Source organism: Gaoshiqia sp. US2 (assembly GCF_059705485.1).
Genome location: NZ_AP048550.1, coordinates 1,910,672 through 1,932,507 on the forward strand (window position 1 = coordinate 1,910,672; position 21,836 = coordinate 1,932,507).

At 43.8% G+C, this 21,836-nt stretch carries 17 protein-coding genes and 1 tRNA gene; 6 read left to right on the forward strand and 12 right to left on the reverse strand.

Going from position 1 to position 21,836, the window contains the following annotated elements; translation table 11 throughout:
* Positions 1-125 precede the first annotated feature (125 nt).
* The 7 genes from AC6H3C_RS07555 to AC6H3C_RS07585 form a co-directional block, all read right to left on the reverse strand.
* Complete coding sequence (locus AC6H3C_RS07555) at positions 126-1,316, reverse strand: FecR family protein (RefSeq protein WP_497520113.1); 1,191 nt, start codon at positions 1,314-1,316, stop codon at positions 126-128.
* A 126-nt stretch (positions 1,317-1,442) separates the two neighbouring features.
* On the reverse strand, positions 1,443-2,063 hold the full coding sequence (locus tag AC6H3C_RS07560; protein WP_497520114.1) for an RNA polymerase sigma factor: 621 nt from the start codon (positions 2,061-2,063) through the stop codon (positions 1,443-1,445).
* Positions 2,064-2,256: 193 nt separating this feature from the next.
* Entirely contained in the window at positions 2,257-3,453 is a 1,197-nt protein-coding gene (locus AC6H3C_RS07565) for a glycoside hydrolase family 88 protein (RefSeq protein ID WP_497520115.1), read from the reverse strand.
* Between the two features lie 179 nt (positions 3,454-3,632).
* Complete coding sequence (locus tag AC6H3C_RS07570) at positions 3,633-5,114, reverse strand: RagB/SusD family nutrient uptake outer membrane protein (protein ID WP_497520116.1); 1,482 nt, start codon at positions 5,112-5,114, stop codon at positions 3,633-3,635.
* Positions 5,115-5,133: 19 nt separating this feature from the next.
* On the reverse strand, positions 5,134-8,466 hold the full coding sequence (locus AC6H3C_RS07575) for a TonB-dependent receptor (RefSeq protein WP_497520117.1): 3,333 nt from the start codon (positions 8,464-8,466) through the stop codon (positions 5,134-5,136).
* 149 nt (positions 8,467-8,615) lie between these two features.
* Complete coding sequence (locus AC6H3C_RS07580) at positions 8,616-9,635, reverse strand: FecR family protein (RefSeq protein WP_497520118.1); 1,020 nt, start codon at positions 9,633-9,635, stop codon at positions 8,616-8,618.
* Between the two features lie 57 nt (positions 9,636-9,692).
* On the reverse strand, positions 9,693-10,310 hold the full coding sequence (locus AC6H3C_RS07585; RefSeq protein ID WP_497520119.1) for an RNA polymerase sigma factor: 618 nt from the start codon (positions 10,308-10,310) through the stop codon (positions 9,693-9,695).
* Between the two features lie 293 nt (positions 10,311-10,603).
* Between AC6H3C_RS07585 and AC6H3C_RS07590 the strand changes: the two genes are divergently transcribed.
* A complete protein-coding gene (locus AC6H3C_RS07590; protein ID WP_497520120.1) occupies positions 10,604-11,926 on the forward strand; it encodes an MFS transporter in 1,323 nt (440 codons plus the stop codon).
* 466 nt (positions 11,927-12,392) lie between these two features.
* On the opposite strand, the gene AC6H3C_RS07595 is transcribed toward AC6H3C_RS07590, so the two are convergent.
* Genes AC6H3C_RS07595 through AC6H3C_RS07605 form a run of 3 tightly spaced genes read right to left on the reverse strand, consistent with a single transcriptional unit; the run spans position 12,393 to position 15,711 of the window.
* Positions 12,393-14,183 carry an aminopeptidase P family protein gene (locus tag AC6H3C_RS07595; protein ID WP_497520121.1) on the reverse strand — a complete coding sequence of 597 codons (1,791 nt, stop codon included), beginning with the start codon at positions 14,181-14,183 and terminating at the stop codon, positions 12,393-12,395.
* A gap of 21 nt (positions 14,184-14,204) precedes the next feature.
* Positions 14,205-14,744 (reverse strand): NUDIX hydrolase, encoded by a 540-nt coding sequence (locus AC6H3C_RS07600; protein ID WP_497520122.1) that lies wholly within the window; start codon positions 14,742-14,744, stop codon positions 14,205-14,207.
* Positions 14,745-14,802: 58 nt separating this feature from the next.
* Positions 14,803-15,711, reverse strand: a complete 909-nt coding sequence (locus AC6H3C_RS07605) for an alpha/beta hydrolase (protein WP_497520123.1) — start codon at positions 15,709-15,711, stop codon at positions 14,803-14,805.
* 121 nt (positions 15,712-15,832) lie between these two features.
* Here AC6H3C_RS07605 and AC6H3C_RS07610 point away from each other — a divergent pair, with 121 nt between their 5' ends.
* On the forward strand, positions 15,833-16,456 hold the full coding sequence (locus AC6H3C_RS07610) for a LysE family translocator (protein ID WP_497520125.1): 624 nt from the start codon (positions 15,833-15,835) through the stop codon (positions 16,454-16,456).
* 3 nt (positions 16,457-16,459) lie between these two features.
* Here the strand turns inward: AC6H3C_RS07610 and AC6H3C_RS07615 are convergent, their stop codons facing one another.
* Together AC6H3C_RS07615 and AC6H3C_RS07620 are read right to left on the reverse strand one after the other, a co-directional pair.
* The gene (locus AC6H3C_RS07615) at positions 16,460-16,870 is read right to left on the reverse strand and encodes an acyl-CoA thioesterase (protein ID WP_497520126.1); all 411 of its coding nucleotides are present in this window, start codon (positions 16,868-16,870) and stop codon (positions 16,460-16,462) included.
* Between the two features lie 5 nt (positions 16,871-16,875).
* A complete protein-coding gene (locus AC6H3C_RS07620; RefSeq protein ID WP_497520127.1) occupies positions 16,876-17,679 on the reverse strand; it encodes an SDR family oxidoreductase in 804 nt (267 codons plus the stop codon).
* Between the two features lie 185 nt (positions 17,680-17,864).
* Here AC6H3C_RS07620 and AC6H3C_RS07625 point away from each other — a divergent pair.
* The 4 genes from AC6H3C_RS07625 (at position 17,865) to AC6H3C_RS07640 (ending at position 21,807) form a co-directional block, all read left to right on the forward strand.
* A tRNA-Lys gene (locus tag AC6H3C_RS07625) sits at positions 17,865-17,937 on the forward strand.
* A gap of 288 nt (positions 17,938-18,225) precedes the next feature.
* A complete protein-coding gene (locus AC6H3C_RS07630) occupies positions 18,226-19,425 on the forward strand; it encodes a site-specific integrase (protein WP_497520129.1) in 1,200 nt (399 codons plus the stop codon).
* 612 nt (positions 19,426-20,037) lie between these two features.
* Complete coding sequence (locus tag AC6H3C_RS07635; protein WP_497520130.1) at positions 20,038-20,619, forward strand: RNA polymerase sigma-70 factor; 582 nt, start codon at positions 20,038-20,040, stop codon at positions 20,617-20,619.
* Between the two features lie 198 nt (positions 20,620-20,817).
* Positions 20,818-21,807: a FecR family protein gene (locus AC6H3C_RS07640; RefSeq protein ID WP_497520131.1), complete on the forward strand. Its 990-nt coding sequence runs from the start codon at positions 20,818-20,820 to the stop codon at positions 21,805-21,807.
* Positions 21,808-21,836: the final 29 nt, after the last annotated feature.

The window sequence follows — 21,836 nt, forward strand, 5'->3', positions numbered from 1 at the left end:
GCCATCCCTCTTCCGGGGGAAAATGCGTTTTCAACTTTTTTTCCATAAATTTGATTCGTTAAATAATTAGCAATATTTAATTTAACCTTGAAGCCGGAGGGTGTGGGGACACCAGCCGGCTTTTTTTATTTTCTCAGCTCATAGCGGTTCTCCGTTTTTTTAATGATATTGACTGAAGTTGTTGCTGATAAGGTTTTAATCACGTCCTCTTTGGTGTCGTTTAAGTCCAGCTTTCCCGAAATTTTCGTGCTTAGCAGGGAGGGATCATCACTATCAAAGCGAATGTTGTAGAAACGTTCTATTTTTCGCAGCACCCCGCTCAGTTCGCTGCTTTCGAATTTAAACATGCCGTCTTTCCATAGGGTGTAATTTCCTACATCAACAGCATGCACTTCTGTTTCTTTACTGAAGCGGTTGAACGTAGCCATTTGGTTGGGCGACAGGTCAATACCCTGTTCGAAAATTCCGCTTCGGTTTTGTCTGATTTTTACTTTTCCTTCGGTGAGAACGGTTTCGAAATATGGATCAGATTCATAAGCCGATACATTGAAACTGGTGCCTTTCACTTCAATGTGAAAATCAGAGGTCAGTACGATAAACGGGCGTTCCCGGTCTTCGTGAACTTCAAAAAACGCTTCACCGGTTAAATAAACTTCGCGCTTCTTTCCGGTAAAATGTTCAGGGTACATCAATTGGCTGCCTGCGTTCAGGTAAACGGTTGAACCATCGGCTAGTACAACTTTCGAAGTTTTCCCGAAGGGGACATTCAGCATGCTCATGGCATTTTCACCGGAAGCAGAAGTTTTGTCGACCTTTATCGAGTCGTTGATGGTCAGCTTATGATCAGTCGATTGATAAGAAAAGACCGATTTCCGGTCGCCGACCTGAATGTTTTCTCCGTTCGGCCGCGAAAGGGTGGTGAAGGTTTCCGAGGTGGGATGAATAAACGCGGGCATGCCAAGCTCTGGCAGATCATATTCGCGCTGATAAAACAACAAGGCGCCCACGGAAAAGAAGATGAGGGCGACGGCCGCATATTTGGTCATGATCAATAAATGTCGTTTCAGGCCGCACAGCTGCTGTTTTTGTTCAATTTCCTTCAGAATTTTGGCGAACAGCCTGATTTTTTCCTGTTCAGTCAGCCTCCGGTCAACGGTACGAAATTTTTGAAGGACCTTCCGGGCCAATAACAGGTTGGTTGTCTCTTCCGGATGATCTAGCTGAAACTGGTGCCATTTGGCATCCAGTTCGGATGTTGGCTGAAAAACCCAGTTGACGAAATGCGGGTTCTCAAGAAACTGACTGATTCGGTCCATGTTCGCTGGTGTTGTTTCTATAGAAGGACATCAACTGGCAAAACATGGACGGGGGGAATCGTTTTTTTTTCATCTAATCGTAAAAAAAATGGTTATTTGGGTGTTAGTTGATGAAGTTTTGGTTTGTCAAAGGTTCTTTCTCCCAAACCGAAACTGTTTTTTAAACAGCGAGAAAAGAATCAACCCGTTTCCGCCGAAACAATCGCGGACCGATTTTACGGCGCGGTAAACCTGCTTTCGGACCGATTCGACCGAAATGTTCAGCATCGCGGCAATCTGGTCGTATTCAAGCGATTGGTTATAACGAAGGTAAATGGCTTCTTTTTGGCGGGGAGGCAACTGCGCCATGGCCTCCTGAATTTTTTTGTTCACCTCGCGATCCGATTCTTCAGCGATTAATTGTTCTTCAAAACTGTATTGGGCGTCAAAAAGATCGGCCTCTGCCACGAAACGGTTTTCGGTTTTCCGGGTTTTCTGAAGTTTCCGGATCAGGTTTCGTTTGATTGCCAGAATGAGATAAAATTTCAGGTTGGTGGCGAATTTTTTTTTGTTCCGGCGGTTCAGGTACAAGTCCATAAAAACTTCCTGAATGGCGTCTTTTACCATTTCCTCGTCCGGGCATATTTTAGTCCCGTAACGAAAGAGGTCATCTACAAATGTGTTGTAGATTTCAGCAAACGCCTCTTTATCATCTTCCGTGAATCTGGACCAGGCCCTTGCTATTCGTTCAGGATTCTCTGCCGGCATTTTGGGTGAAATGATGAGTTTTAAAATTAAACAAATAAAGGCAAATTCGCCGACAGAAACAATCAGAATGCAATGACAAGAAAATGACTGGCCGGAGTACAAATAGATGAAGATGAAAAAGGAGCCGACTGCTAAAAACAATAAATCGACTCCTTTCTTGTGTCATCCGGTTGGTTTAACCTGGAAAATCCGGCTAAATGATTTTTTGAAAACGCAACAGGGCTTCGAGAAAATAATAATCGGCATAGCTTAGCGGGACATCCACCTCCGATTTTCCCGGTTTGTGGCCAACACTGTGTTTGAGTATAAAATTTCCGTTTGTCCCGGGTTCGGCCAGGTATTCGGGCGAGGCCAACGTTCTCAATTGTGTTTCAGCAACCGAAAGGTACTGCTCTTTCCGGTTTTGATCCACATATCCGCTTAGCTCAATTAAGGCCGAAGCCATGATGGCAGCAGCAGAAGCGTCGCGCTCTTCGTTTGGAATTTCAGGCGCCAGGTAATCCCAATAGGGAATCTTGTCGGCTGGCAGATTGGGGTGGTTAATCATCAGACCGGCAATGTGATTGGCCATCTCCAGGTAACGTTCGTGTCCGGTTTCGCGGTACATCATCACATAACCGTACAGGCCCCAGGCTTGCCCGCGGGCCCAGATGGATTCGTCGGCAGCTCCCTGGTGGGTTTGTTTGATATGCGGCATACCGGTTATGGTATCGTACGAAACCACGTGATAACAGCTGTAATCCGGACGGTAATGATTTTCCATGGTTTTATCGGCGTGTGAAACCGAGATGTTGTAAAAGGCAGAATCTCCGGTATGTTTGAAAGTCCACATCAGCATCTCCAGGTTCATCATGTTGTCGATAATCACAGGAAATTGCCACTTGTCGTTGTTGTGGTCCCATGATTTGATCAAACCAACAGTTGGATGATAACGTGTGCATAACGATTCGCTTCCGGTAACCAGCACTTCTTCGTAGGCTTGCTGGCCGGTCAGGCGTAATCCGTTTCCGAAACTGCAATAAAGCATAAAACCCAGATCGTGCGTGGTGGTGGTATACTTCTCCTTTTCGATGATGGCGGTATATTTTTCGGCCAGCGTTTTCAGCGAAGGGTCCTGATTGAATTCGTACAGGTACCAAAGCGATCCGGGATAAAAGCCGCTGCACCACCAGCGTGAGTTCGAAGTAATGAGCTCGCCGGTCTGAGGATTGATACTTCGGGGCAGTTTACCCTCCTGCAGGGCTAATGCCTGATCCATCGCAACCAGCTGTTTGGCGGCGACTGCCATGCTCCGGTCGATCAGATCCGGCATGGGCTCCGGTTTCGGTGTACATGACATCAGCGCCATAAAAATGCTTAACAGGAAAAAGAAGTTGTGTTGTTTTTTCATGAATTCTTGTTTTATGTTGAGTGTTTCGGTTATTTATACCAAAGGTTTAATTTCGACGTCAGAATTCCAAAAAAAACAGAGGCTGTTCCAAAAAATAAAATAAAATATCATGGAGTCCGGTTTATTAACTCCTTTGGTTTTGGAACAGCCTCGTGTTGAGCCATACAGGCACAATGATTTTATTTATAAGCCTGGTTTTGCTCTAAATTTGGGTTTACATCCAATTCATCCTGAGGAATAGGGAACACATAATGTTTCTCGGTCGCGGTAATTCCAAGCGGAACCATCCGCTTGATGATCCCGTTCATTCGTTTCAGGTCAAAGTAGGCCTGTCCTTCTTCACAGAGCTCCCATGTCCGTTCTTGTAAAATAGCATCCCGGAGCGTTTCTTTGGTATAATCCAAATGATTTAATGCTGTCAATCCGGCTCTTCCCCTTACCCGGTTGATTCCTTCGACCGCGGCCAGACTTGGTCCGTTCACTTCGTTTTCGGCTTCTGAATGCATCAGCAGCACATCAGGAAACCGTGCGATTGGCAGATTCATCGCATAATCGGCAGTTCCGGTAGCGTTAATGTCTGTCATGTCGATGAATTTGTTATAATGGGGAATAGTAATATTTCCCGGGTAAGTGTACAGGTCGCCTGGATTAGCATAGCCATGATACGATAAAACAAAGGTTTTCTCGCGTCGCAAATCGCTTGTAGCCATCGAATTAAAGAAGCGTTCGTGAACAGTCAGCGACGACCAGCCTCCTAATTTAATCTGATCGCCGTTTCGGATACCGGTGAAGGTTGGAAAATCTCTTCCACAACCCATCTGACTTTCGCACTCGAGGCTGAAAATGTATTCCGGTCCGTGTTCGTTTTCGAGTAAGAATACACGTTCATAGTCCTCTTCCAGATCATATCCGTAGGCGGTGTTGGTCATAATTGCTTTGGCTTCGGTTGCCGCTTTGGCCCAGTATTCGGTCTTATTCCAGGGTTTGCCACCCAGGGTGAGATAAGCTTTCGCCAGCATCGTTTGTGCTGCCCCTGCCGTAGCCCGGCCAACATCTTTACCTGTATTTCGCGGTTTAAGTACCGATTTGGCATAGCTAAAATCATCGATGATTAGTTGCCAAACCGCATCATCAGTACCCACATTGGTTGGGTTAAGATCCTGCATATTTTCTTCGGTCATTAACGGAATATGGTCGAAGAAACGGATCAGATAAAGGTAGGCGAGTCCTCTCAGAAATTTGGTTTCGCCAATGATTTGCTCTTTAAATCCGTTCGTTTCAAAAGTTACCTGGTCAATGTTATATAAAACTGTGTTTGCCCGGCTGATCATCTTGTATAACTGTCCCCAAATCTGGGCAAAGCCCGTGGAGCTTGTTGTCCAGGTGTACTGGTCCAGTTCTGTACGCCAGGCTTCACCCGAGTTGTTTGGCCAGGAGGCCTCGCCCGGGTACTCGGCGGCCAGCCATACTTGACGCCCCCAGCCATTCTGGGCCAACATGGCATTGTAAACCGAAGTTAAGGCGGCTTCGGCATCGGCTTCTGTTTTATAGAAATTGAGCGGGGTCATGCTGCTATGAACTTTCTCTTTTAGAAACTCATCATGACAGCTATTCAGACTGAAAACACTAAGGAATATGATGAAATATTTTTTGATTTTCATAATGATCTGATTTTAAGGATTAAAAAGAAGCGCTTACTCCAAACATGAATGCTTTGGCCGCCGGATAGGCATTGTAGTCAACACCCATTTGCAGGTTGCTGTTACCTTGCGAATTCACTTCCGGATCAAATCCTGAATAATCGGTCAGAGTGATCAGGTTTTGGCCGGTTACATAAATCCGAAGCGATTCCATCAACTTAATTTTATTGAAGGTATATCCCAGCGTCATGGTTTTAACACGTAAATAGGAGCCATCTTCAATTAACCAGGAAGACTGGAGCAACAGCGGATCTACCGTAACGCGGGCCCGTGAAATATCGGTATGGGTATTGGTTGGCGTCCAGCGGTTCAGAATTTCCCGGCGTTGATTTCCCCACGGGCCCGATACATTGGTTTCGGCGCGTTGCACATTGATGATGTCGTTGCCATAGGAGCCTTGCATGTAGATGGAAAGATCGAATCCCTTGTATGAAAAATTATTGGACCACCCGAAGATGAAATTCGGATTGGGGTCGCCAACAATCATTCGGTCATCGGTATAATTTATCTTGCCATCATTGCTCTTATCAATAAACCGGGCGCTGCCTAATTTATCGTTTGTTGACGAACGGGGACCTGCATCCAGTTGTGCCTGGTCCTGGAATACGCCGTCATATTTCAGTAAATTCCATACGCCAATCGGTAATCCGGGCTCAAGCCAGCTACCATTCACTTTTAAGTGACCCGAAAGAGATCCCTGAACGGAAGGTGTGTAGCCGGGAATTTCCAAAACCTTATTCCGGTTCCGCGACCAGTTGGCCTGTGTGTTCCAGGTAAATTTCCCGGTAAAAATGTCGCCGCCGATACTCACTTCCAGTCCTTTGTTCTCCAGACTTCCAATGTTTTTGAAGATAGACGGGAAGCCGATAGTCTGCGGGGTACTGATATTCCACAGCAAATCAGTGGTTTTCTTATAATAGTAGTCGACAACTAAGGTCAGCCGGTTGTCAAAAGCGCCTAAGTCGAATCCAATGTCAGTGGTTGAGGTGGTTTCCCATTTCAAATCAGGATTCGGGATGTTATTTGGTCCGACACCGGCATTCAGTATGCCGTTAAAGGCGTAATTCATCGTTCCAAGCTTTGCCAGCGATTGGTAACTCGAAATATCCTGGTTTCCTGTTTGCCCGTAACTGAGACGTAATTTCAGGTTGTTGACGGCGCTGACTGAACTCATGAAGTTTTCTTCCGAAATTCGCCAGGCTGCAGCTACCGACGGGAAGAAGGCCCATTTATTATTTGCACCGAATTTTGAACTGCCATCGGCCCGACCGGTCAGGGTTAACAGGTAACGTCCTTTGTAGATGTAATTGATACGGCCGAGGTAGGAGGCTAACTGGCTCTGGTTTTTATCGGATGAAGGCTGAGAATAGGCAGTTCCGGCCCCCAGGTTATTTGCCGCGTAAATATCGGTGGGGAAATTGGTTGCTCCGGCGCTGAAGTATTGATTGTGAAATGTTTGCCAGGTGTAACCTCCTAAAACATTTAACGAGTGGTCGCCGACCGACTTGTTATAGGTCAGAATATTTTCATTCAGATAAGAGACCATTTTCCGGTTTGCCTGAGAAGCTGATCCGTTGGCATTAAAGCCATTCACGGTTTCTTTTGGCCAGTAAACCTGTCGGTTGGCGCTCGACATGTCTGTTCCGAATGTTACTTTTAATGAAAGGCCGTCGATAATTTCCCAATTGGCTTCTATGCTACCCAAGATACGTTCAATTTCCTGGTAATTGGTAGCCAGTAGTGCAATTGGAACCGGATTTTGAATGGTTGATCCTCCGGGTGTTGGGTTCATCTGGGTATAGCTGCCGTCTTCCTGTTTAACCGGGACGGTGGGAGGCATCAGGATGGCTGAATTTACTACGCCGGCATTATTTCCGCCATCGCCTTCAGATGTACCGATACTGCCCCAAACATGGCTTGCTGTAAAGTTTGTTGCGACAGTTAAATTTTCAGCCAGTTTGGAATCGATGTTCGAACGGAATGAGGCCCGGTTGAAATCAGTTCCTTCAACAATACCTGTTTGTCCGAAAAAGCTACCGCCAACGGCATAGCGTACGGCATCGTTGCCTCCTGAAATTCCCATGTTATAACTGTGAATAGGCGCCGAACGAAAAATTTCATCCTGGTAATCCACTCCTTGTCTCAATGTTGACGGATCGGGAAAATTGTACAGATTGCTGGCGTTCGGAAATGCCGGGCTTAATCCGTCATTCGCACGGGCTTCATTCACCAGTTCTGCAAATTCCCGGGCATTCATCATGTCCAGTTTATTGGCAACTTGCTGTACTCCCGAATAGCCGTCAAAAGTCACCTGGGTTTTTCCGATTTGGCCTCTTTTGGTTGTAATCAGGACAACTCCGTTTGCGCCGCGTGCCCCGTAGATGGCGGTGGCCGATGCATCTTTTAAAATTTCGATGGACGCAATATCGCTGGTGTTCAGGGTGGCCAGCGGATTTTGTCCAGCCCCGCTACCTCCGGCCGAACTGCCTGCTGAAATCGGGTAACCATCGACTACATAAAGGGGTTCGTTACTGCTGCTTAACGAGTTGCCCCCACGAACACGGATGACAACCCGGCCACCAGGAGCCGATGATGCTTGTGTTACCTGCACTCCGGAAGCCCGACCCTGGATTGCCTGGTCGAATGAAGTGACCGGTACTTTTTTCAGATCTTCGGTTTTTATCGAAGATACTGAGCCGGTTAAATCACTCTTTTTTACAGTTCCATAGCCAATAGCTACGACTTCTTCAATTCCGATTGTTTCTTCTTCCAATGATACGTTAACAACTTGTTGACCGGATAACGTGACTTCCCGTGTTTTCATTCCGACAAACGAAAACACCAGGACGGCATTTGCAGGAACATTGGAGATGGTATAATTTCCGCTGAAATCGGTAATGGTTCCCAATGTTGTCCCTTTGATGACCACGGTTGCTCCGGGAATCGGCTCTCCCATCGAGTTTGTAACCCTTCCGCGAATTGCGCCTTGTTGCATGGATGAACTTTTTTCTTCCTGACCGATTAAAATAATTTGTCGATTATTAATCACATAATTCACGCCACTTTCCCGAAACAACTGATCCAGAATGGTCTCAATTTTTTGATTTTCAACACGCACATTAACTCTTCGGTTAACGTCAATCAGATCCTGGTTGTAGAGAAAGTAGAATTCGGATTTGTTTTCAATTTCATTCAAAACTTCGGTCAGACGTGCATCTGCAAAGTTCAGGGATAGTCGGGTTTGCTGCGAATAACTGCTGATCGCCGAAACCTGAAAAATACCCGCCAATAGAAAGAAAACGATTAATCTCATAAGTACGAAGATTTTTTTTAAGGCATACCTGTGGTCTGCCTCACTTTTTTGAGTTTTTTTCATAAATTTACGCTTGTAGGGTTATTAAAAAATTGCTGTTTTGGCCCTGCATGTTATCAGGGAAGTGGTACCAACACTTCCTTGATTTATTAACGGCCTTCGATAATAATTTTTTTCTTCATATAAATTCCATTATAGTTTGGTTTACGTTCTTCAATCCGGTATTTCATCGGGGTAGTCAGCGCAATCATACGCAGGATTTCTTCCAGTTGGTCATTTTTGAACGTGGCTTTAAAGTTATAGGCCCGCAGTTGTTCGTCCCTGATTTCGAAGTCGACGTTGTACCAGCGGGCCAGTTTTTTCACGACTTCGGAAAGCGGTTCGCCGTTAAAGCGTAAGATGCCCTGTGTCCACAAGGTCAGTTCGGCTGCGTTGACTTTGCTGATTTGGGCCTGGTGCTGAATCAGGTTAAGATTGAATTTTTCGTCGGGCTGCATGGTATACGAGTTGGCGATCAGAGAGCTAAGAATTTGAACCTGGCCTTCTTCCAGAACCACATTGATTTCCTTGTCGTCGGGGTAGGCTGCCACGTTGAAGACTGTTCCCAGTACCTGGACGGTTAACCCCGGCGTTTTTACCCGGAATTTTTCGCCATCCCGGCGGACTACCCGAAAACAAGCCTCCCCGGTGAGTTCTACCTCGCGGGATTTATGAAATGTTACCGGATAGCTGAGTTTTGATCCGCTGTTTAACCAGCCCGTGGTCCCGTCGGGCAAAACAAATTCGGTTCGTGCGCCGTCGGGCGAGTGAATAGTTGCCATCGCTTCTGCTTGTTCGGGTTTTGCCGGCAGCAACCAATAGGCGGCCATGGCCAGAGCCAACGGAATAAACAGGATTGCAGCCACGCGCTGATATAGGGCAAAAACACTTGTTTTTTTTGTCGGTTGTCGGCCGGTTAGCTGTGCCAGGAGCGAGTTGAGTCTTTGCTTCATCCGGTTGTTTAGCGGTTGATTCGCCGGAATCTCATCCCAATGTGTTTGCATCGCTTCTTGCAGGGTGGTGTCCGGATCCTGCGCAAACAGTTCTTTTACCCGCCGGTATTCTGTCCGGCTGTAATGGCCTTCGACAAACTGATTCAGCGTTTTTTTATCGGTACGGTTATCTTTCATAAAAGGAACAAGTTCATGTTGATGTTCCCATGTTATATCCCGCTTTTTGGAAAACCCCTATTGGGAAACGAAATTTTTTCCGGATTTTTTTGCAAACAACATCAGGAACAATAATCCGCCGGGATGTTCTTCTTCAAAACGCTTTTTTAGGTATTTCATGGCTTCGGTAATCTGGTTTTCAACGGTTTTGACGGAGATATCCAGCTTTTCGGCAATTTCTTTCAACGATTTACCTTCTTGTTTCCGTTGCATAAAAATGACTTTTCGTCGTTCCGGCATTTCTTCGATGAACAGCGCAAGCTTTTTCGTCAGCAACTGGTAGTTTTGCTCAAAATCGCAGGTTTCCTGTTCCGAGTCGAGTTGGTCGATAATTTCGAGTTTAAACTCATCGTCTTTGGCTTTTCGGTTAAACGATTTTTTGATGGCATTGAAAGCGATGGTAAACAGGTACGACTGAAATGACGTGTCGGTTCGGACCATATTCCGGTTGTGCCAGATCTTCAAAAAAACATCCTGCACAATTTCTTCGGCTTCATCTTCATTTTTTAAATACGACAGGGAAAAAGCGAATAATTTTTGGCCATACCGTATGAAAAGCTTTTCAAAGGCAGCATGGTCTCCCTGCTGAAGCAATTTTAAAAGAAGGAGGTCGATATCAGGTTTGTGAGTACTCAACTGGTTAGGTTTATCGTCACAAAGAAATAAAAAATATAGGAAAAACATAATTCAGTGCGTGTTAAAACCGGGAGTAGGCGAGGAGGACAGATTTATGGAGAGACCGGCTGTTTTAAGCGCATTTCCTTGTGTTACAATCAGAACAGACCGGAATCCCCTTATTTCATTCATATAAAATTACTTAACTGAAAAAATAAAGCCTGTAAAAATTCAGGATGCAGTAGTTTTTGTAAAATGTCATTGTATATTTGTTCAAACAATAAACCTAATCTAAAAATCTAAATTCAAAATTTATGGAGAACGTAAAGCAAAAAAGGCTTTTTATTGCCAGTTGCCTGGCTCTGTTGGTTACAGCGATTACTTTTGCGATCAGGGCGAAAATTGAAGGCGTTTTTTCAACCGATTACGGATTGACGAAAGAGCAGATCGGCTATGCTTTTGGTCCGGCTTTCTGGGGTTTTGCGGTTGCGATGTTTTTTGGCGGTTTTGTTATCGACCTGGTAAAAACCAGGACCATCATCTGGTTGGCTTTCGGAATGCACTTAATCGGGATTATCCTTTTGCTTTTTGCCAAAGACATGACGTCACTTTTTATATCCAATGTGTTTATTGGTTTTGGCAACGGGAGCGTCGAAGCTGCCTGTAATCCGCTTGTTGCCACTTTGTTCCCGAATAATAAGACAAAAATGCTGAACCGGTTTCATGTTTGGTTTCCCGGGGGAATTGTGATCGGAGGCGTATTGGCCTGGCTGGTGATGGATACCATGGACCTGCGTTGGGAAATATTGGTCAGTCTTCTGTTTATCCCCTTAGCCATTTACGGATTTTTGTTTTTGGGGCAGAAGATTCCTGAAACAGAGCGCGTTACCAGCGGCGTAAGTTACAAGGAAATGATGCGCAACATCGGTGCTCCGTATACCATCATTGCCACTGTTATCCTGATGATTTTTGTTGCTTCGGTTCCATCCCTAAGTTTAAGTTTCGACAGCCTTTTACCCTTTATTATAGTTGGTGCTATTGTTCTGCTGGTTATTGTTGAAGGCCGTCTCGTCAATAAAATAAGCCTGTTGTTTCCTTTTGTCCTGTTTTGTATGTTGCTGACTGCTTCAACCGAATTGGGCACCACCCAGTGGATCAATGCCCTTTTGATGACCAACGGCATCAATCCGATGATTATTCTGGTGGTTGTTACCGGAATTATGGCCGTTGGCCGTTATTTTGCCGGCGGATTAATCCATCGATTAAACCCGATCGGTGTGTTGTTGGGTTCGTCGGTGATTGCCACCCTTGGCCTGTTGTTGTTAAGTATCTCGGGCGGGGCTGTCACCACACTGATGTCGGCCGCTGTATTTGCTGTTGGCGTTTGTTATTTCTGGCCGACCATGATTGGGGTGGCGTCAGAATATATCCCGAAAAGCGGGGCATTGGGAATGTCGATTCTTGGAGGCGCCGGTTTTGTGGCTACATCGATGGTGCTGCCCATTATGGGCAAATCAATCGAAACTTCCGGTCCGGAAATCACCCTCCGCAATATGTCGGTTTTACCGCTGATTTTGATTGTGTCTTTTGTTGTGATGTATGTGATTATCAATAAGAAAAAAGCTACGCACAAATAATAGGCAGGCGGAAGTTATTTGAAAAGTGAACTGAAGAGGTCGTTTCAGCGTCGGGTTGAAACGACCTCTTAGTTTAGTACTATTTCTCCAAATGGAAGAGCACCGGGGTTAGTGAGCAAATCCATGAGGTGCTCCGTGACCGGGTACGCCAGCAAGCGGGAAAGAGCGAATCTCCCGGTTTGGGATGCATTGACAGTCAATCTGTCAAAACAACCAGGCTTGGGGGTAAAGACCGTGACGTTGACGGGGAAAAAGATCAAATTAGACTAATGCTTAATAGAATCAAAAATTAAAATTTAAACAGTTTCTGAATGTTTTAGGTAGGTTAGGGCAGGGCCGTGTTGGGTTTTAACCGGCGGTCGGTTTTGAAATAGAGATCATATTAAATTTCGGTAGAGAACACGAATCATAGCGGTTGGTGAAAATCTGAGCGTTTCGTTACCCATAAACAACTTGTTTTGGGAATCTACCGGAAAAATATCAATTGATCGGTAATCTGCTTCAGAAATTTCTTTTTATCACCGGTCAATAATCCGGAAAGTTCCTGGTAACACCATTGATGATAGTCATTAATCCAGTCTGTTTCTTCTCGCGTCAGTAATTTCTGATCGATCAGCTTAAGGTCAATCGGGCATAAAGTCAAGGTTTGAAATCCGTAAAACCGGCCAAATTCGTTTCTTTCGGTTTCCACACACACCATCATATTTTCGGTACGCAGACCATATTCGCCTTCGCGATAAAAGCCCGGTTCATTCGACATCACCATGCCGGGCACAATCGCATGCTCATTGTATTCCTGACGGATACTCATCGGCCCTTCGTGCACGTTTAAGAAATAACCGATGCCATGAGCCGTGCCGTGTCCGTAATTCATCCCTTGCTCCCACATCGGTTTCCGTGCCAGAACATCGAGATTGCACCCCTTGGTACCCGCCGGAAACCTGGCCGTTGAAAGGCCAATCATTCCTTTTAATACTAAGGTGAAATCCGTTTTCTGTTGTATGGTCGGCTCCGAAAGGGTCACGGTCCGGGTAATATCAGTTGTTCCGGTCAGGTATTGCCCGCCCGAATCGAACAGCAGGATGCCCTCGGCTAAAACAGGCTGTGCCGTCTCCTCCGTGACCGAGCGGTGCACAATGGCCCCGGCTTCTTTATACCCAATAATCGGGAAAAAACTGGAGCCTTTGTATCCTTTCTGAAGTGACCTGAAATAAGATAGTTTTTGTGCAATCTCCCACTCGGTAACCACTCGTTTACCGAGTGTCTGATCCAGCCAATAGAGGAATTCGATCATTGCCACGCCGTCTTTTCGCATGGTTTCGCGAATATTTCTCAGTTCGGCTTCCGATTTGACAGCCTTCAGCATGGCCGGTACCGATACCTGTTTAATGATCTCCACACCGGAAGGAATAGATTCCATCAAGGCCTGATTGGTCCGGTTCTGATCAATCAGAATGACTCCGCTGAAGGATTTCAGGTCGTCAAAAACGCTTTCATAAGGTTTTAACTGAATGCCTTCATCGTTCAGTTTCCGCGTAAGTTCTTCGGTTACTTTTTTCGGGTTGATGTACAGAAATACCTGCTTGTCGGTAATCAGCGCATAGGCCACAAAAACCGGGTTAAAATCAACATCCTGCCCACGCAGGTTGAAGGTCCATGCTACATCATCCAATGCCGTGATCAGGCTGGCAACAGCGCCGCTTTTTTGCATCTCCTCCCTAATCCGGTTGATTTTTGTTAACCGGTTTTCTCCTGCATACCTCAGTTCATGTTCAAAGACGGGCGTAATCGGCAATTCAGGACGTTGGTCCCAAACTGATGCCAATAAGTCGCCCGTATTTTTCAGATGCAGCTTTTTTTGCTTCAGCTCATCCCGAAAACTGGTATAAGCGGAAACTGACAGGCATGCGGCATCGGTCCCAACCAGATCGGCTTTACCGAGGATGGATGCAAGCCATTCCGCATGAGTCGGAGTACCTTCCATCCGCATTTTCATCAAGCGGATACCAGTTCCCTGAAGTTGTTCTTCAGCTTGCAGGAAATAGCGCGAATCGGTCCAAAGTGCGGCATCGTCCTCCGTAATGATCACCGATCCGGCAGAACCCGTAAAGCCGGAGATAAATGCTCTGTTTTGCCAATGCAGGGGCAGATACTCATCCTGGTGAGGATCAGTTCCCGATATGTACCAGGCTTTCACTCCGGCCTGATGCATCTGCTCGCGAAGTTTTGCCAGTCGGTCCTTAATCAACGTTCTCATAGGTTAAATTTAACAGTTCGCTTATTTTACCGGTTCTTCAACTAACTTCCGGACGATTTGCTTCATCGACACTGAAGGAAGTTTATCCAAATCAACCTGATCCGGAAAATGAAATTCATAACCGGAAATGTCGTCCATTGGTACCAGTTGATCCAATGATTGCACCTTTACCCGGAATGCCAGGTCGAGGGTAAAAACAACAATTCCCGAAAAAGGATATTCATTTGGAAACGAACCGAAATACTCCGGTTCACTGACCACCACACCGAGCTCTTCCTGAAGTTCGCGGCAAACAGCCTGCTCTGCGGTTTCCATTGGTTCAATGAACCCGCCGGGAAGATCGAGCATCCCCAGGTGTGGCTGAATAGCCCTCCGGGTAAATAAAAGCCTTCCTTCCGTATCAAAAATCAGGGCAGCTACGGCAGCCGAGCTGTTAAAATACCAGACAAACGAGCATTTTTTACATTTTTTTGCGCGATCGCCCACCGGGTGAAACTCTTCGGAGCCGCATACCGGGCAGAAATTAAGAACATTTAAGGGGTGAATATCCGAATACATCATTCCTAAAATTCGTATCTAAAACAATCTGAAAAAGTTAAACACTCAGCATGGGACCAGGCTAAATAAAACCCATTTCCCTCATCCAACTGAGAAATAAAACCGGCCACTGTTCAACAGGTTTATCAATTTTTCTCATTCCAAAGCCATGACCTCCTTTGTTGAAGATGTGTAACTCGGCAGGAATGCCGAATTTTTTCAGGGCCATATAGAAACGGATTGAATTTTCAGGTACAACCGTTTTATCGTCATCTGCCAAAATTAAAAAAGTGGGCGGCGTATTTTCAGTGACCTGTAATTCGTTGGAGTATAACGATGCCAGTTTCCAGTCGTTTGTTTCGCCAATCAGGTTTTTGCGTGAACCCATATGCCCGATTTTTTCATCAAAACTGATAACCGGGTATAGCAACAACATAAAATCGGGGCGACTGCTGATTTTTGCCAACGGATTTGTCGATTCAGACTTACCCAAATCAAAATGGGTCCCGGCAGTTGAAGCCAGATGTCCGCCGGCCGACGAACCGGCTATGCCCACTTTCGCGGGGTCAATCGCCCAGTCTGCCGATTTCGACCTGACATAGCGAATTGCCTGTAAAGCATCCGAAAGCGGGACTTCATGTTGCCCGTATGGAAGGCGGTATTTCAGCACAATACCGGCAATGCCATTTTCTTTCAGGTATTCGGCGATCATAAAGCCTTCATGTTCAATCGCTTCGACCCAATATCCGCCACCCGGACAAATGACAACAGCTGCCCCGGTATTTTTTCCGGCTTCGGGTAAATAAACGAATAACTCAGCTTCAGAAATATTATCGTAACGCCCGGTCTCCCGTTCAACATAAAAATGCTCTTCTCCGGGAGGAGTATTTTGGTTGGGAGCCCCTGCAGGCCATAATTTTAAACGGTAATCTTGTGTCATACCCTGAAAGAATATTAGGGTTAATGTCAAAAATAAACTGATTTTCTTCATAAGTATAAATTTTTCGTAGGATGTTGATTACAAATATACCTTCTGTATTTTTGATTTCCGAAAAATACAGGAATATAGTTCGGTAATCAGGGATAAATACAAAATCTGTTATTTTTGTACCATGTCTTTCGCATTTTTCATAAAAGGGATTCTGATCGGCCTGGCGGTTTCCATTCCGCTGGGACCAATTGGCATTCTTGTTATTCAAAGAACTGTTAACCGGAACAGGACTTCGGGCTTTTTTTCGGGCCTGGGAGTTTCACTTTCCGATACCATTTATGCTGTTGTTGCCGGATACAGCCTGACCTATATTATTGATTTTATCAGGCTTCACCAGGTCAGTTTTCAAATTATCGGCGCCCTAATCGTACTCTTCCTGGGGATTCATATTTATTTTAAAAACCCGGTACGCGATTTAAGGAAATACCGGCGAAAAGGAAGTTCGTATTTTCAGGATTTGGCCTCTACTTTTCTGATTACTTTTCCGAATCCCATGGTCATTTTTATTTTTCTGGCCGTTTTTGCAGGTGCGGGGATCGCTTTCCAGATCGATCAACCCTACCAGGCTGTTTTTGTGATTCTTGGCGTATTTACAGGAACGAACGCATGGTGGTTAGGTCTGACGGGAACAGTCAGCATATTCAGACACAAATTCAATCTTCGCGTATTGTGGTGGTTCAATAAGATAGCCGGCGCAGCAATCATCCTGTTAGCTGTTGGCTCGCTGATCTTTTCTTTGCTGTAATAGCTAACCGTTAAAATACTTTTTCAAGGCTCCGATAAATCGTTCCGGCGCCCGGCACGGCTTATTGGTTTTGCTGTTGAAAAAAACAAGGACAACTTCCCCTTCGTTCAGCAGTTCGCCATGCTGGTTGTAAATTTCGGTTTTAATCAGGAACTTCACTTTGGGTATTTGATCTACAATCGTCCTGACGGTTAACAAATCATCGTAATAGGCCGATTTCAGGTAATTTATTTTCAGGCTTCTGGCCGGAAGTAAAATACCCGACTCTTCAATTTCCCTGTAGGTTAATCCCAAATCCCGGATCATTTCCGTACGGCCAATCTCGTAATACCTCGGGTACACTCCGTAATAAACAACGCCCATTTTATCGGTGTCTTCGTAGTAGACCCTTACTTTTGTTTCGCTAACAAACATCGCAATTATTTAAACGGTGAATCCGGCTCTTTGGCCATATGTTTATAGGTAAGTTTGTCGAGCAGCCGTGGGCAGAATTTCCCCAGAAAAACGGTTAATTTGCCTTCAACAAAAGTAAGAATCAATTCCCGTTTCCGTTTTTTCACTGCATTTACGATACATACAGCGCATTGTTCGGCCGACATCATTTGCGCCTCGTTGCGGGGCGTTTCACCTTGCTTTGAGCCATCGGCAGTCAGGGCGACCTGCCTCACCTCCGAAGCAGTAAAGCCGGGAGCTGCTACCAGCACATGAAGCCCTTTTTTCATATTTTCGATACGCAGGGTATCCAAGAACCCGCGAACGGCAAATTTTGAAGCAGCATAGCCCGTACGTCCGGGCAGACCGACATAGCCGGCAATGGAAATAATCCCAACCACCGACCCCTTTGTTTTCAATAAATAGGGTAGCGCAAACTTGGTGCAATAAACCGTCCCCCAAAAATTTACATCCATCAGTTTCCGGATAACATCAAGCTCCAGTTCTTCAAAAATCGCGCGCATGGAGATACCGGCATTATTTACGAGGACATCAATCCGGCCAAATCGGGCAATCGTATTTACAATCAGCGCCTTACAATCTTCTTCCCGGCTGACATCTGTTTGCTGAATCAACACTTTCCCGGGTACAAGTTCTTCTTTTAACTGCTCCAGTAAATCGATACGCCTGGCCCCCAACGCCAACTTCGCTCCTCTTTTTGCGAACTCAAAGGCCAGAGCCCTACCAATCCCGGATGAAGCGCCGGTTATAATGATAACTTTGTCCTTCATAATTTTTAATTGCGAAAAACAAAAGTAAACTTTTTTTGTTTTCGTACCGGACAGGCATTTAATAAGTCGTTATTAACTGTTGAAAATCGCTTTTTTTTCATTTTTTGCCATCCGGAATTTGCAATTAATGCCAGAGTTTTTACCTTTGCACCGCCTTTAAACAAAAAGGCTACATCAATAAGGATGACTCAGTAGCTCAGCAGGTAGAGCACATCCCTTTTAAGGATGGGGTCCTGGGTTCGAATCCCAGCTGAGTCACACCAAAAGACATCAATTGACACTAAAAGCGCTTAAATCAAAGGTTTAGGCGCTTTTTTATTTTCGACAGGGAGTCAAAATATGCACTAATTCGCAAAATAAACGAGACTATATCGAGACCTATTCTTTAAAAACATCAAATAGGTCTCGGTAATCGATGTAAGATTCTGATAATTAATTCATTTTGATTGAATTTGGTTCGTTTTGACGCTTTGAATTATGACCCACAATGGCTAATTTTAAACTGGAAAACGAGACCATTTTTTTAACTAAAAAATGAGTCTAATAATGAGAGTTACTGTAAACTTCTCTTTAAAGAGATCAAAATCCCGCACTGACGGGAAATGCCCGGTTTATGTCCGGTGCACAATGAACAACCAACGTTTTGAATTATCTACCGGAATTCTTATTGTTCCGGAGTCATGGAATGAAGAGAAGCAGCAGATTGCCGGGAGGACGGAAGAAGCTAAAATTCTGAATAATCGATTGGATAAGATTACTGCCCGTGTGCAGGACATTTATAACCAATTGGAATCGAAAGGAGAACATTTTTCTATTTTAAATGTGAAAAACAAATTACAGGGAGTAAGTGATGAAAAAGGCGTGCTGGAAATAATGGATGGTATTATTAAAGGTATAGAGGTTCGGGTTGGGAATGATTATTCTGAAGGAACGTTAAAGCATTACAAAACAACCAGGGAACGATTAGCTGAATTCTCTAAAATCAAGTTTGGGAAAGACGATTTAACCTTATCAATGGTTGATTACAATTTTCTGAACTTATTTGACATCTACCTGAAAACGAAATACCAATTAAAACCAAACACGGCTTTAACTTACCATAAACATCTGAAAAAGACTTTGAACACCGGCATAGCCATGAACATGATTTCGAATAATCCTTACAATTCGTTCAAAGTTACACGTAATGAGACTCATCGCGATTACCTGACTATTCAGGAACTGGAACAAATTAAAAACAAGGTGATAGGTACACTCCGAATGGAATTCATCCGCGATGTATTCGTCTTTGCCTGTTATACTGGATTAGCTTACGCCGAACTCAGCAAACTTTGTGAAGCCCATATTCATCAAGGCGATGATGGCGAAAAATGGATCATCATTGACCGAACCAAAACTGATATTAGGTGTCGGGTTCCATTGTTGCCGCAAGCTAAAGCTATATTGCAGAAATACGAGAACTTTCCGGTGAACCGGAGTAGAGGGAACCTACTTCCTGTACATTCAAATCAAAAAATGAATGAATACCTTAAAGAATTGGCAGGAATCTGCGGGATAACCAAAAATCTCTCTATGCACGTTGCGCGCCATACCTTCGCCACTTCGGTTACCTTAGCTAATGGGGTTCCGATTGAAACGGTTTCAAAAATGTTGGGGCACACGTCTTTGAAGACTACGCAGATTTATGCAAAGATTGTTGACTCAAAGATTTCTGAAGATATGAAAAAGTTGAAGAAGATTTTATAGCTAACCCTCTTGTCTCTATTTTGTCGCTTTTAGTTTTATATTGGATGTGGCAATATGGATGTCTGTTATGAAAAAAAATAGAAAGAATAATTGTATTTGAGTTAGGTTGTATATAATTGATATCCTTGTTCTGAACAGAACAAGGGCATATATTATAATGCTATTAGGCTTAAATTCAAGCTGTTATCGACTATTTATTTTTGCTGGTCTCGATTTTGTCACGCCAACGAAATTGAAGAACTATTCATGCGTTACAAAGGTAAATATTATTCTATTTTAACTCAAAATATACTGAATCAATTTCCATTTTTTCCTTACTCTCAAATCCGGAAATGAATATTAGTCCGATAGAATTTAACTCAACAAAAAGCCGTACCACCAACGGGATTCCCCTTGAGATGGTTTCAAAATGTTAGAAAACACTCTCTGACAACCACTCAAAACTATAAACGATTGTGTTTCCGAAGATATCAAAGGATATGGAAGCATCGAAAATGCTATTGTGATTTTTCTGCGTCAGCTTCTATATAAAAGTCTAGATTTTCTCACGCAATGTATCATTTTTTTAGAATTGAGTTATTTGCTAATATTGTAAAACTTTTCGTGCATTATATGAAGGTACTTTCAAACGATATCGTAACTCTCCTAAATAATAAAAATGAGGCCGCCTTCAACATTACATTTACGGCCTATTATCCGCGTTTAGTTGCTTTCGCAAAAGAATACGTACCAGAAGAGGATGCCATGAATTTTGTACAGGATGCATTTATTACATTCCTTGACAAAGCCCTCACATTTTCAAACGAAAACCAGTTGCAATGCTACTTGTACACCAACGTTAAAAACAACTGCCTGATGTTCTTGCGTCACGAAAAGGTAAAAAAGAAATATTCTGATCAAAAAATTGCAGCTAATACACAACTCAACTTGAATGTAGAAGCGCTTGAACGATTGGATACTACTCCAATAACATTTATGGAAATTGAACGGCTCATAAATGATACGCTGAAAGGACTGCCTCCGCGATGCCGTGAGATATTTATTTTGAGCCGGTTGGAAGGTAAGCGGAATGCAGAGATTGCCGGCATGTTTAATATCAGTGAAAAAGCTGTTGAGGCTCAAATTACCAAAGCGCTAAAAGTCTTTAAAATCGCACTGAAAGATTATCTGGCTTTACTTATTTTCATGTTTTAACATGTTCTCTTTCGGATAAACTTTTCGCGGAGAATAATTTTTCCCATTTTTATTTATTTTATCTGGTGTTTTAACTGACACATATTAAGGGCATTAAAATACTTTTAGAGAAAATTACAGCCAAACCGACAATTTTTTTCTAAAAAATGAGATAGGGTAAAGGGGGTACTTAAACATTCTACATATAGAAATTAAAAAATGGAAAAGGAAAAGCTCATATCATTTATTACTTCACATCAGTCCTTCAGCAATCATCCTGAAGTTATTGATTGGGTCAACTCTTCTGAAGAGAATAAAGAAGAATATATTCGATATAAAAACCTGTGGGCGATATTGCAACACGGTAACGATATGCCGGAAGTAAAGATTAAAGATGGTCTTTTAAAAGTCAGGAAAAATTCAAAACGAATGAAGCGCCCGTTTCGGCTATGGAACTTCATGAAGTATGCTGCAATTATAGTGTTAGCGCTATTCTGCGGCTATATGATCAGCACTGTGAATTTCAATAACGAAATTGCGATGAACGAGATTTATGTGCCTAACGGGAACAGGTCGTCGGTTGTTTTACCGGATGGCACGAAAGTTTGGATAAGCAATGGGACAAAGCTTACCTATCCGGAAGAATTCAAGGGAAAAGATCGTATTGTTGAATTGGAAGGAGAAGGCTTTTTTGATGTTACTCACGATAAGACACATCCGTTCATTGTAAAAATGGGACAAAACCGGATTAGAGTTTTGGGGACCAGGTTTGCGGTCACTGCATATCCGGGTGATAAAATAATAAAAGCTGAACTTATCGCAGGACAAATCCAATTCGATATTAATAAAAAAGGCCAGAGCGAAAAGTTTCAATCTTACCTAATGACCCCATTTCAAAGTCTGACTTTTGATAAGTCTTCGGGAAAAGTAACAGAAGCCCAAATAACAAACAGCTTTTACAATTATTGGCTGAACGGAGTGTACCAATTTAAGGAAGAAACATTTGAAGAACTTGCAAAAAAGCTTGAGCGAATCTATAACGTTGAAGTTACATTCGAAGATCAATCATTAAAGAAAATCTTATTCAGCGGCAGTTTGAACGTCAACGACAATGTTTACACGCTTATGGAGGCATTTGAACGTGCAAGTAAAGAACCTTTTACATATACACACGAAGGATCCCTTATTTACATTAAAAAGAAGCATTAATTGAACCTAACTTTTGAAAAACTGCCTAT

What these genes read in the sequence shown, in the direction of transcription:
- AC6H3C_RS07610 (WP_497520125.1), top strand. Translation starts at nt 15,833, where the DNA reads ATGTCTTTCGCATTTTTCATAAAAGGGATTCTGATCGGCCTGGCGGTT.
- AC6H3C_RS07595 (WP_497520121.1), bottom strand. Translation starts at nt 14,183, where the DNA reads ATGAGAACGTTGATTAAGGACCGACTGGCAAAACTTCGCGAGCAGATG.
- AC6H3C_RS07555 (WP_497520113.1), bottom strand. Translation starts at nt 1,316, where the DNA reads ATGGACCGAATCAGTCAGTTTCTTGAGAACCCGCATTTCGTCAACTGG.
- AC6H3C_RS07630 (WP_497520129.1), top strand. Translation starts at nt 18,226, where the DNA reads ATGAGAGTTACTGTAAACTTCTCTTTAAAGAGATCAAAATCCCGCACT.
- AC6H3C_RS07590 (WP_497520120.1), top strand. Translation starts at nt 10,604, where the DNA reads ATGGAGAACGTAAAGCAAAAAAGGCTTTTTATTGCCAGTTGCCTGGCT.
- AC6H3C_RS07635 (WP_497520130.1), top strand. Translation starts at nt 20,038, where the DNA reads ATGAAGGTACTTTCAAACGATATCGTAACTCTCCTAAATAATAAAAAT.
- AC6H3C_RS07565 (WP_497520115.1), bottom strand. Translation starts at nt 3,453, where the DNA reads ATGAAAAAACAACACAACTTCTTTTTCCTGTTAAGCATTTTTATGGCG.
- AC6H3C_RS07560 (WP_497520114.1), bottom strand. Translation starts at nt 2,063, where the DNA reads ATGCCGGCAGAGAATCCTGAACGAATAGCAAGGGCCTGGTCCAGATTC.
- AC6H3C_RS07575 (WP_497520117.1), bottom strand. Translation starts at nt 8,466, where the DNA reads ATGAGATTAATCGTTTTCTTTCTATTGGCGGGTATTTTTCAGGTTTCG.
- AC6H3C_RS07615 (WP_497520126.1), bottom strand. Translation starts at nt 16,870, where the DNA reads ATGTTTGTTAGCGAAACAAAAGTAAGGGTCTACTACGAAGACACCGAT.
- AC6H3C_RS07600 (WP_497520122.1), bottom strand. Translation starts at nt 14,744, where the DNA reads ATGATGTATTCGGATATTCACCCCTTAAATGTTCTTAATTTCTGCCCG.
- AC6H3C_RS07620 (WP_497520127.1), bottom strand. Translation starts at nt 17,679, where the DNA reads ATGAAGGACAAAGTTATCATTATAACCGGCGCTTCATCCGGGATTGGT.
- AC6H3C_RS07605 (WP_497520123.1), bottom strand. Translation starts at nt 15,711, where the DNA reads ATGAAGAAAATCAGTTTATTTTTGACATTAACCCTAATATTCTTTCAG.
- AC6H3C_RS07580 (WP_497520118.1), bottom strand. Translation starts at nt 9,635, where the DNA reads ATGAAAGATAACCGTACCGATAAAAAAACGCTGAATCAGTTTGTCGAA.
- AC6H3C_RS07640 (WP_497520131.1), top strand. Translation starts at nt 20,818, where the DNA reads ATGGAAAAGGAAAAGCTCATATCATTTATTACTTCACATCAGTCCTTC.
- AC6H3C_RS07570 (WP_497520116.1), bottom strand. Translation starts at nt 5,114, where the DNA reads ATGAAAATCAAAAAATATTTCATCATATTCCTTAGTGTTTTCAGTCTG.